This window comes from Agreia sp. Leaf210 (genome assembly GCF_001421485.1).
Classification (GTDB): domain Bacteria; phylum Actinomycetota; class Actinomycetes; order Actinomycetales; family Microbacteriaceae; genus Agreia.
The window spans coordinates 824697-840542 of sequence record NZ_LMKK01000003.1 but is presented as its reverse complement, the minus strand read 5'-3'; the positions used below and the strand labels follow the sequence as shown (position 1 = coordinate 840542).

At 67.2% G+C, this 15846-nt stretch carries 12 protein-coding genes, 1 tRNA gene and 1 pseudogene; 7 read left to right on the top strand and 7 right to left on the bottom strand.

Features of this window, described 5'->3' with window-relative positions; all coding sequences use genetic code 11:
• The 3 genes from ASE64_RS14430 to der are packed head-to-tail and all read left to right on the top strand — an operon-like array spanning position 1 to position 3351.
• Positions 1-1083: a prephenate dehydrogenase gene (locus ASE64_RS14430; RefSeq protein WP_055781819.1), complete on the top strand. Its 1083-nt coding sequence runs from the start codon at positions 1-3 to the stop codon at positions 1081-1083.
• 2 nt (positions 1084-1085) lie between these two features.
• Positions 1086-1817, top strand: a complete 732-nt coding sequence (gene cmk, locus ASE64_RS14425) for a (d)CMP kinase (protein WP_156351954.1) — start codon at positions 1086-1088, stop codon at positions 1815-1817.
• Positions 1818-1842: 25 nt separating this feature from the next.
• The gene (der, locus tag ASE64_RS14420; RefSeq protein ID WP_055781817.1) at positions 1843-3351 is read left to right on the top strand and encodes a ribosome biogenesis GTPase Der; all 1509 of its coding nucleotides are present in this window, start codon (positions 1843-1845) and stop codon (positions 3349-3351) included.
• A 61-nt stretch (positions 3352-3412) separates the two neighbouring features.
• Here der and ASE64_RS14415 read toward each other — a convergent pair whose 3' ends face one another.
• On the bottom strand, positions 3413-4045 hold the full coding sequence (locus tag ASE64_RS14415) for a TetR/AcrR family transcriptional regulator (RefSeq protein ID WP_055781814.1): 633 nt from the start codon (positions 4043-4045) through the stop codon (positions 3413-3415).
• Between the two features lie 65 nt (positions 4046-4110).
• Between ASE64_RS14415 and ASE64_RS14410 the strand changes: the two genes are divergently transcribed.
• Positions 4111-4788 carry a GNAT family N-acetyltransferase gene (locus ASE64_RS14410; protein WP_055781812.1) on the top strand — a complete coding sequence of 226 codons (678 nt, stop codon included), beginning with the start codon at positions 4111-4113 and terminating at the stop codon, positions 4786-4788.
• 9 nt (positions 4789-4797) lie between these two features.
• Entirely contained in the window at positions 4798-5184 is a 387-nt protein-coding gene (locus tag ASE64_RS14405; protein ID WP_235480628.1) for a DUF3054 domain-containing protein, read from the top strand.
• Here ASE64_RS14405 and ASE64_RS14400 read toward each other — a convergent pair.
• Genes ASE64_RS14400 through ASE64_RS14390 form a run of 3 tightly spaced genes read right to left on the bottom strand, consistent with a single transcriptional unit; the run spans position 5181 to position 8141 of the window.
• Positions 5181-6059 (bottom strand): ABC transporter permease, encoded by an 879-nt coding sequence (locus ASE64_RS14400; protein WP_082466330.1) that lies wholly within the window; start codon positions 6057-6059, stop codon positions 5181-5183. The two genes, ASE64_RS14405 and ASE64_RS14400, sit on opposite strands and share 4 nt — an antisense overlap.
• Positions 6046-7059 carry an ABC transporter ATP-binding protein gene (locus ASE64_RS14395; RefSeq protein ID WP_055781806.1) on the bottom strand — a complete coding sequence of 338 codons (1014 nt, stop codon included), beginning with the start codon at positions 7057-7059 and terminating at the stop codon, positions 6046-6048. Before ASE64_RS14395 ends, ASE64_RS14400 begins: the two co-directional genes overlap by 14 nt.
• Positions 7056-8141: a LolA family protein gene (locus ASE64_RS14390; RefSeq protein WP_055781803.1), complete on the bottom strand. Its 1086-nt coding sequence runs from the start codon at positions 8139-8141 to the stop codon at positions 7056-7058. Before ASE64_RS14390 ends, ASE64_RS14395 begins: the two co-directional genes overlap by 4 nt.
• A gap of 174 nt (positions 8142-8315) precedes the next feature.
• On the opposite strand from ASE64_RS14390, the gene ASE64_RS14385 reads away from it, so the two are divergent.
• Both ASE64_RS14385 and ASE64_RS14380 read left to right on the top strand, forming a co-directional pair.
• Positions 8316-8389, top strand: a tRNA-Pro gene (locus tag ASE64_RS14385).
• 108 nt (positions 8390-8497) lie between these two features.
• Positions 8498-9613: an FUSC family protein gene (locus tag ASE64_RS14380; RefSeq protein WP_055781800.1), complete on the top strand. Its 1116-nt coding sequence runs from the start codon at positions 8498-8500 to the stop codon at positions 9611-9613.
• A gap of 45 nt (positions 9614-9658) precedes the next feature.
• On the opposite strand, the gene ASE64_RS14375 is transcribed toward ASE64_RS14380, so the two are convergent.
• The 3 genes and pseudogenes from ASE64_RS14375 to ASE64_RS14365 all read right to left on the bottom strand — a co-directional run.
• The gene (locus tag ASE64_RS14375; RefSeq protein WP_082466380.1) at positions 9659-10687 is read right to left on the bottom strand and encodes an agmatine deiminase family protein; all 1029 of its coding nucleotides are present in this window, start codon (positions 10685-10687) and stop codon (positions 9659-9661) included.
• A 66-nt stretch (positions 10688-10753) separates the two neighbouring features.
• Entirely contained in the window at positions 10754-13633 is a 2880-nt protein-coding gene (locus tag ASE64_RS14370; RefSeq protein ID WP_055781794.1) for an aminotransferase, read from the bottom strand.
• A 405-nt stretch (positions 13634-14038) separates the two neighbouring features.
• Positions 14039-15712 (bottom strand): annotated as a pseudogene (locus tag ASE64_RS14365) (amidase); the annotation flags it as partial.
• Positions 15713-15846 lie beyond the last annotated feature (134 nt).

The window sequence follows — 15846 nt, the reverse complement described above, 5'->3', positions numbered from 1 at the left end:
ATGGTCGAATCGCGCCTCGACGGCCAGGTCCGCGTCGTCGGCGTCGGACTGCTCGGCACCAGTATCGGCCTCGGGCTGCGCGCCCGGGGCGTCGACGTGATCCTCGCCGACGCGTCTCCGACGAACCTCAGCATCGCCATCGACTATGGAGCCGGTCGCGGTGCCCGTGCCGACGATGCGCCCCGGATCATCGTCGTCTGCGTTCCACCCGACGTGACCGCGCAGATCATCGCGGCGGAACTCCTCGCCTACCCCGACGCTCTCGTGACCGACGTCGCCAGCGTCAAACTCGCGCCGCTCGAGGAGCTGCGTGCATCCGGAGCCGACGTCTCGCGGTACATCGGCTCGCACCCGCTCGCCGGACGCGAGCGGGGCGGCCCGCTGTCGGGTCGGGCCGATCTGTTCCTCGGGCGGCCCTGGGTGGTCGCCGATCACGGGGGAGTGTCTTACCAGCGGGCGGCGCTGCTCGACGACCTGATCCTCGATCTCGGTGCCACCCTGGTCGAGATGAGTCCCGAGCAGCACGACGCATCGGTCGCTCTGGTATCGCACGTTCCCCAGGTGATCTCGAGCGTGATGGCCCGCAGACTCTCCGATGCGCCCGACGCCGCAGTGAATCTCGCGGGGCAGGGCCTGCGCGACGTGACGCGGATCGCAGCAAGCGATCCCGAGCTCTGGGTGCAGATCCTCGGCGCCAACGCGGGCCCCGTGCTCGACGTGCTGCGCGACTTCCGTGCCGACCTCGACCGCTTCATCGACGCCCTCGAGCACCCCTCGCAGGGCGCGTCGCGGCGCCGCATCAACGAGGAGCTCGCCGGAGGCAACGTGGGAGTCGCTCGCATTCCGGGCAAGCACGGTCTCGACCGGCGATACTCGTCGCTCGTGGTGATGGTCGACGACAAGCCGGGCGAACTGGCGAGGCTGTTCCTGGAGATCGGCGAGGCGAACGTGAACCTCGAGGATCTGCGCCTCGAGCACTCGCCCGGAGCGCAGATCGGCCTCGCCGAGATCTCGGTGCTGCCCGAAGCGGTGCAGCGCCTCACCGATGAACTGTCGCAACGCGGCTGGAGGATTGCAGGATGACGATGCCAGATCGTACGAACACGCAGCACGAGAATGCCGATGTCAACGAGAGCACGACGTTCGTCGTCGCCGTCGACGGCCCGGCCGGCAGCGGCAAGTCGAGTGTGAGCAAGGCCGCCGCCGCCGCACTCGGATACGCCTACCTCGACTCGGGTGCCTGCTACCGCGCCCTGGCCTGGAGTCTGCTGGAGCGCGGCATCGACCTCGAGGACCCGGCCGCCGCCATCGAGGCGCAGAAGACGTTCGACCTCGACATCGGCACGGAGCCCGACGACTACTTCGTACGGGTAGGCGAGATCGACGTCACCGACGCCATCCGGGAACCGCGGGTGACGAACGCCGTGCGCCATATCTCGAAGGTTCCCGAGGTGCGGGCGGGGCTCACGGCTCTGTTCCGGCACATCATCCGTGCGACCCCGAATCCCGGGATCGTGGTCGAGGGTCGCGACATCACAACGGTGGTCGCGTCGGATGCGCCCGTCAGAATCCTGCTGACGGCGTCAGAAGAGGCTAGAATGGCGAGGCGTTCCAAGGAACTGACCGATCAGAGTGCTGCCGTCGTGGGTGAACAGCTCCGGTCCAGAGATCAGGCCGACTCCCGAGTCGTCGATTTCATGAACGCCGCCGATGGTGTTCTCACCCTCGATTCAACCGAACTCGACTTCGACCAGACCGTTCACGCGGTGGTCGAGATCGTCCACACTCAAACAGCGAGGATCTCGCATGGCCGATAAAAAGGCTCCCAACCCGTCCAGCCCGATGACCGACTCCGAAGACGACTTCGAGGGCACCGATCCGACCCTGCTCGACAGGCTCGGCACCCTCGACGACGAGCTGATCTCGGCGCGCACCGAGACGCTGCGCGCGGGTCTCGCCGACTTCGACCTCGATGACGACGACCTCGAGATCCTCGAGGCCGCCACCGACGACCCCGACGCCATCACCTACCTGCCGGCGCTGCCTGTGCTCGCGATCGTGGGACGGCCGAACGTCGGCAAGTCCGCGCTCGTGAACCGCATCCTCGGACGCCGCGAGGCCGTGGTCGAGGACACCCCCGGTGTCACGCGCGACCGCGTCTCGTACAAGGCGGAGTGGGCCGACCGCTTCTTCACGATCGTCGACACGGGCGGCTGGGAACCCGACGCCAAGGGCATCAACGCGTCCGTGGCCATGCAGGCCGAGATCGCGATCGACCTGGCCGACGCCGTTCTCTTCGTCGTCGACGCGAACGTCGGTGCCACGTCGACCGACGAGCACGTCGTCCGCCTGCTACGCAAGGCGAAGAAGCCGGTCTATCTCGCTGCGAATAAGGTCGACGACCTGCGCCAGGAACCCAACGCCTCTGTGCTGTGGTCGCTGGGCCTCGGAGAGCCGTACCCCGTGTCGGCTCTGCACGGTCGCGGTGTCGCCGACCTGCTCGACATCATCATGAAAGACCTGCCTCAGGTCTCCGCCGTCGCGAAGCAGGAGGTCGGCGGCCCGCGTCGTGTGGCCATTCTCGGTCGCCCCAACGTGGGCAAATCGTCGCTACTGAACAAGGCCGCCGGCGAGGAGCGCGTCGTCGTCAACGAGCTCGCCGGAACCACGCGCGACCCGGTCGACGAGCAGGTCGAGATCGCCGGGCGCATCTGGCGTTTCGTCGACACCGCCGGCATCCGCCGTCGGGTGCACCTGCAGCAGGGTGCCGACTTCTACGCGTCGCTGCGCACCTCGGCGGCGCTCGAGAAGGCCGAAGTCGCTGTCGTGATGATCGATGTGACCGAGCCCATCAGCGAGCAGGATGTGCGGATCATCGACCTCGTCCTCGAGTCCGGCCGCGCACTGGTGCTCGCCTTCAACAAGTGGGACATGCTCGACGACGAACGTCGTCGCTACCTCGAGCGTGAGATCGAACAGGATCTGGCGCACGTGTCGTGGGCTCCCCGCGTCAACATGTCGGCCAAGACCGGTCGTCACCTCGAGAAGCTCGTCCCCGCCCTCGAGCTCGCGCTCGACTCGTGGGACACGCGCCTCCCGACGGGCAAGTTCAACGCGTTCCTCGCTGAGCTCACCTCGGCCCACCCGCACCCCGTGCGCGGTGGAAAACAGCCCCGCATCCTGTTCGGAACGCAGGCGTCGAGTCGCCCGCCGACATTCGTGCTGTTCACGACGGGGTTCCTCGACCCGGGCTACCGTCGCTACATCCAGCGCCGACTGCGCGAGGTCTACGGCTTCGAAGGATCGCCGATCATCGTCAGCATGCGCGTGCGTGAGAAGCGCAAGCGCTAGCCGTCAGGCCCCGACGCCGTCACCCGATTCGATTCGGGTGGCGGCGTTTGCGCGTGCGGGGTCAGTAACCGGTGGGCGACGCGTCGCCTTCGAAGAGCGCCAGTGCGAGCGCGAGATCGTGAATGCTGCGTTCTGCTTCGTCTCCGTCGTCATGCGTCCCCCGCGCCAGCCACGCCGCGATGATTCCCCGCATGCCGGCCACGACGAGAACGGCCAACCGTTCTGCCCGGTGATCATGCGTTCCGACCCAGGGAACGAGGTTTTCGCGAACGATCTGCAGGTAGCGATCATGCTCCCAGCCCGGAAGCTGTGCGAGGGCCGGCATGCTGTGTGCTGTGGCGGTGAGATCGAGCATCACGCGTTGTCTGTCGGGGTCTCGCTTCACCCTGTCGAGTTCTGCTCTGAGGGTGAGCTCGAGGCTCTCGCGCAGTGTTCCTGATGTCGGAAGGTGAGAAGCGAGCTGCGTGGCGACGTCGTTCACCTCGAGTCTGAAGAGCTCTTCGAGCAGCTTCTCCTTGGTGCCGAAGCAGTAGTGAAACGAGCCGTGGGGCAACCCCGCCTCCGCCGTGATGGCCCTTGTCGATGCCGCGGCCACTCCGATGCGTCCCATGACCCTGACGGCCGCTTGCAGCAGTTGAGTGCGCCTCGCCTGGATCGACTCATAGGAACGCCGCGTCGATTCTGGGGAAGTCATGGAAGAAACCTACACACTCGTCCTGATTTGGCCAAGTGGCCAAATCAAGACGCTAGCGTCGTTGCATGACCACACCTTCCTCGTCGACTACCGTTATCCCTCCCTCTGACCTGAGCGTCACCGTCAGTCGCGCAGAGGCTCATCACATTGCGAGCGCCGGCCGTGTTCTCGCCGCAGCCTTCGTGGACGACCCCGTGATGAAAAGCATTCTTCCTCCGGGGCCTGGCCCCGAGCGCGAACGTCGGCTCAGGAGTCTGTTCGAGGCGATGATGCTCAGCGGTCCGCTGAAGCACGGCACGGTGGACGTCGCCACCGACGCGACGGGCGACGTGCTGGGCGTGGCGGTCTGGGAATCGCCGTGCGCGGGGTCGCTTACGCTTTTTCCGCTACAGTTGCCACGGTTTGTTCGTGCCCTTGGATTGCTCGGCCTGGTGAATGGTGCCGTGATGTTGCATGCACTCCGCACGTGTCGCCCCGGTATGCAGCACTGGTACTTGGGCGAGATCGGCGTGTCTGTGTCGGCCCGCGGGCGCGGAGTCGGCTCTGCGCTGCTCGCGTATGGACTCGCTCGTGCCGATGCCTCCGGGCACCCCGCCTATCTCGAGTCGTCGACGGAGAAGAACCGCGCCCTCTATCGGCGCAACGGTTTTCACGAGCTCGGCCTCATTCCGGGATTACGCGACGCCGCGCCTGCCGCCATGATGCGACCGGCGAAGACGAACGAGCACTCGGTCGCTTCGTAGACTGATCGTGTGAATAGACCAGCAGGTGCTCCCATGATCGTTGCTCTGGCGGGCGTTGCGGATCTCGTTCTCGTGCTCGTCTTCGTTCTCATCGGTCGAGGCAGCCACGACGAGGGTTTCTCTGTTGTCGGAAGCCTGAACACCGCGTGGCCATTCGTCGTCGGCCTCGCGATCGGCTGGCTCGTCACCCGCGCCTGGCGATTCCCACGAGGCGTGACGTATCCCGGCGTCGTGATCTGGGCATCCACCGCGGTCGTCGGTGTGGCCCTGCGCGCCATCAGCGAGCAGGGGGTCGCCGTGTCGTTCGTGATCGTGACGGCCATCGTGCTCGCTGTCTTCTTGCTGGGCTGGCGCCTGATCGCCGCCGCGGTCTCACGTCGGCGGACGAACCGCTAAGACAGGATGTCTTTGCTCGAGAATCGCCCGTAGGCGAGCGCTCCGACGACGACGACGTAGCCGAGCTGCAGCAGCGCGTTCTGACCGAACGACGACCACTCGATGGGTTGACGCAGCATGTCGGCGAAGTTCAGCCAGTAGTGACTGAAGAGCCACGGATGCAGCCACGCGGTCTGGGAGAGCGAGTCCAGTACCTGGGCCACGATCGAGAGCACGACCGTGGCGGCCATCGCTCCCACTGGCGCGTCGGTGAGAGTCGAGATGAACAGGCCGATCGCCGAGAGCCCCAGCAGCGACACCGTCGCGTAGAGGGCGATGAGCAACGATCGCACGAGGGAGTCGCCGATGCTCACGGTATCTCCCGACAACAGCGTCACCGGTCCGACCGGAAAGAGCGCGATTCCGATGAGAATGCCCGCGACAGCCAGAGTAAGCGTCGCCGCAAGACAGAAGACGGCGGCCGCCAGATACTTCACCACGAGCAGCCGGATGCGCCCGACGGGCGACACCAGCAGATAGCGCAGCGTCGCCGTGTTGGCCTCGCCCGCGATCGAGTCTCCAGACACCACACCGACCGTCAGAGGCAGAAAGAGCGGGATGGCGATCGTGAGCCCGGCGATTCCGACGAAGAGGCCGTTCTGCGTGATGCTGTCGATGAAGGCCGGCCCGCGGCCGCTCGATCCCGACGACGAGAGACGCACCGCGACGGCGATGAGAACGGGAACTGCAGCGAGAGCGAGCAGCATCGCCCACGTGCGTCGGCGGCGAAACAGCACGGCCAGCTCGGAGGCGAGAAAGCCCAGGCCGAGGCTACGGCGGGCTCGGCGCTCTGCGACGCCTCGTCGGGCGGCTACAGCACCGTTATTGGACGACATCGAATCCCTCGCCGGTCAGCGCCACGAAGAGGTCTTCGAGCGACGCGTGATCGACGCTGAAGCCGCGCACGCGCACCTGCGCGGCGACCAGCGCGGCGACGATGTCCTCCGGTGCGACGGCCTCGGGCAGCGTGGCAGTGACGACGGTGCCTGGCAACGCTGTCGAAGCGGGGCCGACGGTTGATCCAGCGACCGGGCCCGACGCATCCGGATGCCCGGTGTCGAGCCCCAGCGCGAGCAGGACTCGGGCGGCGGCCTCGGCATCGGGCGTCGTCACGCTCACGCGGGTCGTGCCGGCCGAGCGCAGCTCATCGAGCGTTCCCTGCGCCATGAGTCGGCCCGCACGCATGACCGCGGCATGGGTGCACATCTGCTCGATCTCGGCCAGCAGGTGGCTCGACACGAAGACCGTCGTTCCCTCGTCGGCGAGCGACCGGATGAGACTGCGCACCTCGCGGGTGCCCTGCGGGTCGAGCCCATTGGTCGGTTCGTCGAGCACGATCAGATCGCGCGGGGCGAGGAGTGCGTTGGCGATTCCCAAGCGCTGCTTCATTCCGAGTGAATACGCCTTCACCTTCTTGTCGGCGGCGTGGCTCAATCCGACCCTCTCGAGGGCCCGAGCGACGCGATCGGAGCGCGTTCGACTCGGGGCGAAACCGTCTGCGGAATCCAGACGACGCAGATTGGCCGCACCGGAGAGAAACGGGTAGAAGCCCGGACCTTCGATCAGGGCACCGACCTGCGGCAGCACTGCTCCTAATCGCTGCGGCATGCGCTCGCCCAGCAGAGAGATGTCGCCGGCGCTGGCCTGGGCCAGGCCGAGCAGCATGCGGATCGTCGTGGTCTTGCCCGAGCCGTTCGGACCGAGAAAGCCGAAGACCGACCCACGAGGAACCGACAGCGCCAGGTCGTCGACCACCGTCTGACGCCCGAACCGCTTGGTCAGCGCTGTGGTCTCGATCGCGAGCTCAGACGGGTTCGCGATGGAACGTGAGGTCACTGCGCGGCTGCAGCCAGGAGGCTGTCGACCGGCACTGCGCCGGCGAGAACGCGGCCGTCATCGGTGATGAGCACGGTGAGCAGCGTGGTCTGCAGCACGCGACCGCCCTCGACCGGAGTCAGCAGCTGGGACAGCATCGACGAGTCGCTCGGCGCGGGTGCACCGGCTGTCGCGGGCAGTTCGACGATGGTGTCCCATCCCGTTCCCGTGACGGTCGGCTGCGGGTGCGAACCGGCATCCGGTGTGGCGCCATCGTGTGAGGCCGCCTCATCGCGGCTCGGGAGCGTCTTCTCTGCGACATCGGTGCCGGCCGGGGGAGTGAAGTCGAACAGGTCGGCAGAAGGAGTATCGAGCGAGAGCGAGCTGAAAGCTACGCGGAATGCCGGGTCGGACGAGCCCTGCGCGAAGACGTCGACGCTGAGCGGAAGCCCGGTGTCGGCATCGACGGCGATGTCGACGCGCGAGACGAGAGTCGCCGAGCTGTCGGGGGTGAGGATCAGGTCGTAGGCGGCGCGGCCGGCGACCTTCACCGGATCTCCGACCGTGACATCGGTGCTCGGGTCGACCGCGTCGAGGAATCTCGTGGCGAGTTCTGCGGGGGTGAGCTCTTCTGAGGGCGTCTCGGGCGACGTGGATGTGTCGGCCGGCAGAGTGGAATGCGCGGCCGAGGCGTCACTCGAGTCGTAGAGCCAGAGATCGTCGCCATTGCGGATCGCGTCGCGCTCCGCCATGTCGTCAAGGATCTGCACCCGGCTCTTGGTGGGGCCGTCGACGTAGACACGCAGCGTGTGCGAGGCGGTGAGCAACTCGAGTGCTGAGGAGAGTTCGCTGTCGTCGGATGCTCCAGACGAGCCGGCGCCGCCGAGCCCGGATGCGTCGGGCAGGCCGAGGTTCGACGACTGCTCGATCGTGCCCGAGAACGTCTCCACCGTGCTCGAGGCGGCGAGCTCGAGAACCTGCTGCGGCGTCTTGTCCGCCGGATCGGCGGACGCACTGCTTGCGAAGACTCCGCCCAGGACGACGGCGCCCACCACGACGGGAGCTGCTGCTGCGGGGATCCAACGGTGCCAGGTGCGAGGCATGGCGTGCCACCTTTCGGGTGAAGCGAGCGTCGGAGTCGAACACCACGGCGCGTTCTCTTCACGGTACGCCGAAAGTCCGTGAATTGCGTCCGATTCCTCGGACGGGCCGCTGTGTTCGCGGGAGGGTGAAAGTCAGGCTAATATGGACAAGTTGTCTTCGCGGGCAACAAGCCACGGGCTGTGGCGCAGCTTGGTAGCGCACTTGACTGGGGGTCAAGGGGTCGCAGGTTCAAATCCTGTCAGCCCGACAGATAAGCCCTGATGAGAAGCAATTCTTGTCAGGGCTTTCGTCGTCTGCGGACTGCGCGTTGCCCCGGCTTCGCGTGCCGAACCTGTGCTGGAAGGAGTCGACCATCATGACCGACACCGCGCCGAACGGCCGATGGCGCACCTGGGCGTCCGCCATCCGCACGGCGACCCGCCAGGCAACCGCGCCCGCGCGACTTCTTCTCGTGGCCAAGACGGCCTTGGCGGTGGGCATCGCCTGGCTGGTGGCGCCTCATATGCCCGGTGTCGTCAACGACTATCCCTACTACGCCCCGCTCGGCGCGCTGATCAGCATGTACCCGACGCTGATGGGGTCGGTGCGATCGGGGCTGCAGACCATCCTCGGTCTGGCCGCCGGCATCGGGCTCGCGACACTCGTCATTCTGACGGTGGGCCCGACATGGTGGAGCATCCCGGCCGTGGTCGGCGTCGCCGTGCTGGTCTCCGGAACCGGATGGTTCGGCGCGGGGCGCGAGTACGTTCCCATGGCCGCCCTGTTCGTTCTCATCATCGGCGGGCAGAAGGCCGACGACTACTCGCTCGGCTACCTGGTGCAGACGGCGGTGGGGGTGACGATCGGCCTTCTGGTCAACGTGCTGATCGCTCCCGCGCCGCTCACCGCTCAGGCCTCTGCGCGCGTCGACGCGTTTCGCGCTCAGCTCTCCTCGCATCTGCGTGACATCGGCGACGCCGTCTCGGCGTCCTGGCCGCCCGAGCGAGACGGCTGGGCCGGCGACGCGGCATCCCTCGCCGACACGACCCGGGAGATCCGTGTCGCCCTGCTGGAGGCGGACGACAGCCGTCGCGGCAACCCGCGAGCGCTGCTTCGTCGCGCCGATCCGAGAGACGTCTGGGCCGAGATGGACGCTCTGGACACGATCGCGCATCACATCCGAGACATCTCGGTCACCATCGCCGACACAATCTGGGACGGCCCGGCAGCCCTCGACCTGGACCCTGCGCTCCCGAAACCGCTGACGGCGGCCTGCCGCGCGGTAGCCGATGCGCTCCCCGTCGGCGCGGACGACGGCGCCCAGGCGCATCGCCTGCGGGCCGAGGCTGCTCGAGCCGTGCGACACCTGCTCGAGACGGTCGACGACCGCACTCTGCAGCAGGGCCGATCCATGGGGCCGGGCGTCCTCACCGCGATGCATCTGCGCCGCATTCTGATGCTCGCCCGACCGGAGTCGATCAGCGCGGAGTGATCTGTTCGGCGTCGGCCTCGGGTCGGGGCGCCCACGACCGGTGGCTCAGTCGATCGAAGACACTGCGGGCTGCTGCTGGGTGATGCAGTGGATGCCTCCACCGCGGGCGAAGAGCTCGCGGGCGTCGACAGTGACGACCGTGCGACCGGGGTAGGCGTCGGAGAGGATGCCGCGAGCGCGGGCGTCGGCCTGTTCCTCGCCGAAGCCGCAGGCGATGACACCTCCGTTGACGACGAGGTGGTTGACGTAACTCCAATCGACGAAGTCGACATCGTCGCGGAGCGCCGTGGGCGCGGGAAGGTCGGTGATCTCGACGGAGCGGCCCAGACTCGCGAACGCCCGCTCGAGTTCGCCGCGCAGCAGATCGCTCACCTCGGCGTCAGGGTGTGCGGGGTCCTGTTGGGCGTGCAGCAGGACCCGGTCGGGCGACGCGAAGGTCGCCACGATATCGACGTGGCCATTGGTGCCTAGCTCGTCGTAGTCACGGGTGAGCCCCCGAGACAGCCAGATGGCCTGCGTCGAGCCGATCGTGCGATTCATCTCCGCCTCTACCCGCGCCCTGTCGGCGTACGGGTTGCGTCGAGGGTCGAGTTGAACGGTGTCGGTCAGGAGAACGGTGCCGGAGCCGTCGACGTGCAGGCCTCCACCCTCGGCGACCAGCATCGAGCTGAGAATCTCGGCGCCGACGTGCTCGCCGACGATCCGCGCGATCTGAGCCGACTTCGTCCACTCGGCCCATTCGGGCGCGCCCCAACCGTTGAAGATCCAGTCGACCGCGCCGAGTACCCCGGGCCGCTCGTCGTCGAGAACGAACGTCGGGCCCATGTCGCGCATCCAGAACTCGTCGAGCGGCGCCTCGACGATCTCGATCGACGAGTCGAGCATGCGACGTGCTCGAGCGATCTCGGTCGGATCGACGACCATCGACACGGGTTCGAAGGGGAGGATCGCGTGCGCGACCGCGGTCCAGGCGGCGTAGCCAGCCTCCCGCTCCGATGCTTTCGAGCCGAGGGTGAAGCCCTCACGGGGGAAGGCCATCCAGGTGCGCGTGTGTTCGGCTGTCTCAGAGGGCATGCGCCACATGACGGGCTCCTTATAGTGGTGTTCGTAAGGGGAGAGGAAGGGGAATGAGGTGGAGCGTCACCATCCCGTTGCGAGCACCCGGGCGAACTGGTCGGCGAAGTAGTCGACCGACTCGCGGGTGATGCACAGGGGAGGCTTGATCTTCAGGACGTTCTGGTGATCGCCCGTGGGCTGCATGATGACGCCGAGATGGAGCAGACGATCGCAGATCGCGGCGGTCTCCTCTGTCGCGGGCTCGAGCATGTCGCGATCCCTCACGAATTCGAGACCGAGATACAGGCCCGAACCGTGCACGGTGCCGATGATGTCGTGCTCCGCGCCGAGGGCCTCGAGCCGGCTCTTGAGATGTGCGCCGACCGTTCGAGCGTTCTCCTGCAGGTTCTCGTCCTCGATGACATCGAGCACGGCCATGCCGATGACGGCAGATACCGGCGAGCCTCCTGTCGACGAGAAGAAGTACCCCTGCGTGCGGTAGCGGTCGGCGATCTCGCGACGGGTGATCACGGCCCCGATCGGCTGCCCCGCTCCGATCGATTTCGCTACGGCGACGACGTCGGGCACGACGCCCTGCTGTTGGAAACCCCAGAACCACTCGCCGAGCCGACCGAATCCCACCTGTACCTCGTCTGCGATGGTGATTCCCCCGTGACTGCGGATGGCCTCGTAGACCTCGGCGAGATAGCCATCGGGCAGCGCGACGCCGCCCGCGTTGCCGAAGTACGGTTCGCCGATGAATCCGGCTGGCGGTTTTCCCCGTGCGGCGAGTTCGTCGATGACCCGAACGGCCTCGCATGCGTAGCCGGCCGCGTCGGCGCCGCGCAGTTCGCCGCGGTAGGAATTCGCGGCCGCGACGGTATGCACCCAGTCGGGGCGGGTCGAGAGGGCGGCCGGGTTGTCGGCGATGGATGTCGACACGGCGTCGCTCGCGAACGTCCAGCCGTGATACGCCTCGCGCATCGCGACCATGTCGGAACGCCCCGTCGTGGCCATGGCGAGCCTGATCGCGAGGTCCGCGGCCTCGGAGCCGGAGTTGACGAAGAATACGGTGTCGAGCTCGTCGGGCAGCGTTGCGGCGAGACGCTCGGCATAGTCCGCGATCGCGCGGTAGTTGAATCGAGAATTGGTGTTGACCAACCGCAGCTGCCGGGTAGCAGCCTCGACGACGCGCGGATGGGCGTGCCCGACGGACGCGACGTTGTTGACCATGTCGAGATACACCCGGCCGTCGACGCTGACGAGGTATTCCCGCCACCCTCGTTCGATCTGCGGTGGTGCCGAGTAGTAGTGCTCCTGCACCTCGGCCAGCACGGCTTCCCGGCGCGCGAGGACGTCGTCGTGCGACGGCGATTCGGCGACCGGTAGTCCGAGTGCGGGGGCGGGATCGCCCAGCACCGCTCGCCATGCCGCCGCGAGGTCGGCGGAGACGGCGTGCGGCGCATCCGGTGTCTCTCGGCGCCCACGCTGAGCGAAGAGTCGGGTTCGTGGGGGCAGCATGCCGACCGTCGTGTCTACCCCGGAGCCGGAGATCGTGAGCGTCTCGTCACCGACGGTCAGCGCGATCACACCGGGGCGGACGACCGAGATCTCGACCGATCCGATAATCGGCGTCTCTGACGAGAGCCAGAGAGTCGTTCCGGTGGGGACGGTGTCGGGTGCCGACGGCGTGCGAGTCGGAGCCCCGGCGAGCACGGCGTTCCACGCCGGCAAATACACGGCCTCGGCTCCGGAGCCGAGGTGAGCTATCGCTTCGTCGTCGATGCTGCTCGCCCTCAGCCAGGCGCCGTCGTCGTTCACCGGCGAGACGGTGCCGCCGTCGAGCGCAACGGCTCGATCGAACGAGCGGAGGACGGGGGCAGCGCTCCACGATCGAACCGGACTGGGGCCGAGCCCCAGGGCGTCGCGAATAGCGCCGGCCATGACCTCCGAGGGCACGGATGCCGCGACCGTCAAGACGCGGAACTCGCGGTCGAGCGCGGCGTCGGCATAACTGTTGGCCTCGTCGAGTCGCACCTGCTGGCGACCGCTCAGTACGAGAACGGCGCCGCGCAAGATGACGAGTGGCCAGAGCGCCGTGATCTCGTCGTCGTCGAGCGGGCGCAGAGCGTGGAACGCCCGAACCGCGGGCAGGGCGGAGGCGGGAGTCGCTCCGTCGTGATGCAGCAGCGACGAGACGGTGATGGCGATCTCACCGACGCGCCACGAGGCTGACACGTCACCGAAATCGATCACCGCGTCGGGCAGTCGCTCGCCCTCAGGGCGCAGCATGTTGTCGTCGGTGATGTCGAAGTGGCCCGCCTGCACGGGAAGAGCGTCCTTTACATCGTCGAGAGCGCGCAGCGCCCGCCGCGCCGCGTGCTGCACGAACGTTCTCACGGATGCGTCGGGTTCGAGGGGCAGGAGGGTCTCGATGACGCGTCCTGCGTATCGGAGGTCCCATTGCAGCACTCGACTCGTCGCGACATGCTCGAATGTCTCGAGCGCGCGACTCACCCGGGCCGAGAGCTCGCCCATGCGCTCGACCACGTCGGGTGCCAGGTAGTCCGAACCCATGAGCGTGCTGCCGGCGATGTTCTCGATCACTCTGGCGTGGAAGCGTCCCTGCGAGGTGTCCCACCAGCCGGACATCGGGCCGAGGGGTCCCGTGACGATGCGGGGGATGCGCAGCGTCGGGTCGTGGTCGGCCACCACCTCGGCGGCGCGATCCTGCATGTCGATTTCGGTCTCGCTGAACGCGGGGTTGCTGATCTTGAGAATCCCCAGCGCTCGGCCGGATTCGGGGGAGAGCAGGCGGAAGTTCTGATCCTGCTGGCTGCCGAGCGATCGGGCGTCGGCGTCGATGCCGAAGTGGGTGGAGACGAGCCCCAGCACTTCGTCGACCTCGAGGGTGGGCGTCGGCAGTTCGACCTGCGCGAAGTAGTCGAAGATCGTGCTCGACATGGGTGCTCCTTGAGTGGTGATGAGAACGGCGGTGCCAGAGTCAATGCTCGGGCGTCAGAGCGGCGCGGCGGCAGTCGTCGCGATCGCCCCGGCGACCGACCCGTCGGCGCTGCGCACGACGACCGTCACGAGGGGGCCGTAAGGCGGTCTCCATTCGCTGTGGGGCTGATCGTACGTGTCCGCATCCACCCGCCGACTGCCGACGATGCGATCGCCCTGTCTCGTCGCGGTGATCGAACGACCGTCGACGAACGCAGCGCACAGGTCCGCCGCCCCATCGGTGACGGTCGCCACGAACCGGACCGTGGCGTGGTCGTCGTGTCGCTCGACGTCGACCGAGTCGATGCGTACCGCGAGCGCGCTCGCGGAGGGCGCACTCTGGCTGGAGAACAGGGCCTCGTCATCAAGAGCGGGTGTTCTCGGTGGGGCGACCCGGCGCGGTCGGAGATTCTCGATGGCAGAGGCCAGCTGAAGGATCCGGGGATCGGTATGAGCCGAACCGGCCACCGTGACCCCGACCGGCATGCCGGTGTCGGTCATGCTGCCGAGCGGAACGGTCACGGTGGGGATACCGAGGTGACGGGGCACGAGATTGCCATTCGACACCCACACGCCGTTGCGCCAGGCGATGTCGGCGGAGGCCTCGGTGAGGTCCGCGTCGGCAGGGCCGACGTCGGAGGCGGTCGGAAAGATCACCGCGTCGAACATCTCGTTCGTCAGCCACTCCTCGACGTCGACCTGTCTGGTCTTCTCGAGCCCCCGCAGTCCCGCCTCGAGTGTCTCGATCTCCGTCCAGGGGGCGACGCCCTCGTGCGCGTCTGCGACGACATCCGACATGTCGTAGGCGATGTCGAAGTCGAAGACGCCGTAGCGGTCGCGGAGTGCCCCGCGGGGGTGGGGGAAGACGAGCGAGGCATCCGCATCGGCGAGCCGGTCGAGCGCCGGATCGCCGTTCTGGCGCAGGAAGTCGTCGAGTGCCCAGGCCGACAGCCTTCCGAGTTCGTCGCGCAGAAACTCTTCGCTCACCCACCCTCGATCGACGAAATCGCGGTCGCCCTCGTGAAGCTTCTCGTAGTTGTCGACTGCCGGGAACGACGTCTCGACGACCTCGGCGCCCGCCTCCTCGAGATCGTCGCGCAGCTGCGCCCACAGGTCCATGATCGACTCACGTGTCTCGATCGGGTATCTGCTGTCGGGGTCGGCATTGACGTAGATTCGCGGAACCGCGAGGCGAACGCCGGCGAGGGGAAGATCGGGAAGGGCCACGAACGACACCGGTCGTATGTCCGACGGCCGCGGCAGGGTGATCCAGGGTTGGATGCGCCACAGGTCGCCGTCCGAGCGGGGATCATCGGCGACGACAGCGTCGAGGACGTGCTTCAGGTCGTCGATCGATCGTGTGTGCGGAACGACCACATCCATCGTCGGAACGAGGGGCCAGTTGCCGCGAACCGAGATGACTCCGCGCGACGGGGTGTAGGCCACGAGCGAGTTGTTCGACGCGGGCGCGCGACCGGACGACCAGGTCTCCTCGCCGAGTCCGAACGCCGCGAAGCTCGCCGCCGTCGCCGTGCCGGACCCGTTGGACGAGCCGGATCCGAAGGCCGACGTCAGATACTCGGCGTTATACGGCGACTCGGCGCGTCCGTAGACACCGCGCTGCATGCCGCCCGCTGCCATCGGCGGCATGTTGGTGAAGCCGAGGAAGATCGCCCCAGCCTCACGGAGACGTTCGACCGCGAAGGCGTCGTCGTGAGCGATCAGCTCGGCGAAGGCCGGCGAACCGGAGGCGACGGGCAGACCCTTGACCCGATAGCTGTCCTTCGCGGTGAACGGGATTCCGTCGAGAGGCCCGCGGGTGGTGCCGAGCGCACGTCGGACGTCGGACTCCCGGGCCTCGTCGAATACCGCGGGGTTGATGATCGGAACGGAGTTGAGCCGGATGCCCGACCGGTCGTAGAACGCGATGCGATTGAGATATCGAGCCACGAGCTCGACGCTCGTGACCTCGCCCGACCTCAGAGCGGCGTGCAGCCGGTCGATGTCCGCTTCGACGACCGTGAAGTCCCGCGATTCCATGTTTCTCGCTTTCAGGGGAGACCTGTCAGGGGAGACCTGTCGGTGCTACGCCGGTGGCGCGACACCTGAAACATACACTGTTTGTTTTAGCTGCGCCAGAGACGGGTTCGACGGCAGGTGGCGTCGTGGTCTCG

Bases quoted from the DNA above. Each gene is read 5' to 3' on its own strand.
- cmk (WP_156351954.1), top strand. From the start codon at position 1,086: ATGCCAGATCGTACGAACACGCAGCACGAGAATGCCGATGTCAACGAG.
- ASE64_RS14400 (WP_082466330.1), bottom strand. From the start codon at position 6,059: ATGTCGTCCAATAACGGTGCTGTAGCCGCCCGACGAGGCGTCGCAGAG.
- ASE64_RS14430 (WP_055781819.1), top strand. From the start codon at position 1: ATGGTCGAATCGCGCCTCGACGGCCAGGTCCGCGTCGTCGGCGTCGGA.
- ASE64_RS14380 (WP_055781800.1), top strand. From the start codon at position 8,498: ATGACCGACACCGCGCCGAACGGCCGATGGCGCACCTGGGCGTCCGCC.
- ASE64_RS14375 (WP_082466380.1), bottom strand. From the start codon at position 10,687: ATGCCCTCTGAGACAGCCGAACACACGCGCACCTGGATGGCCTTCCCC.
- ASE64_RS14370 (WP_055781794.1), bottom strand. From the start codon at position 13,633: ATGTCGAGCACGATCTTCGACTACTTCGCGCAGGTCGAACTGCCGACG.
- der (WP_055781817.1), top strand. From the start codon at position 1,843: ATGACCGACTCCGAAGACGACTTCGAGGGCACCGATCCGACCCTGCTC.
- ASE64_RS14415 (WP_055781814.1), bottom strand. From the start codon at position 4,045: ATGACTTCCCCAGAATCGACGCGGCGTTCCTATGAGTCGATCCAGGCG.
- ASE64_RS14390 (WP_055781803.1), bottom strand. From the start codon at position 8,141: ATGCCTCGCACCTGGCACCGTTGGATCCCCGCAGCAGCAGCTCCCGTC.
- ASE64_RS14410 (WP_055781812.1), top strand. From the start codon at position 4,111: ATGACCACACCTTCCTCGTCGACTACCGTTATCCCTCCCTCTGACCTG.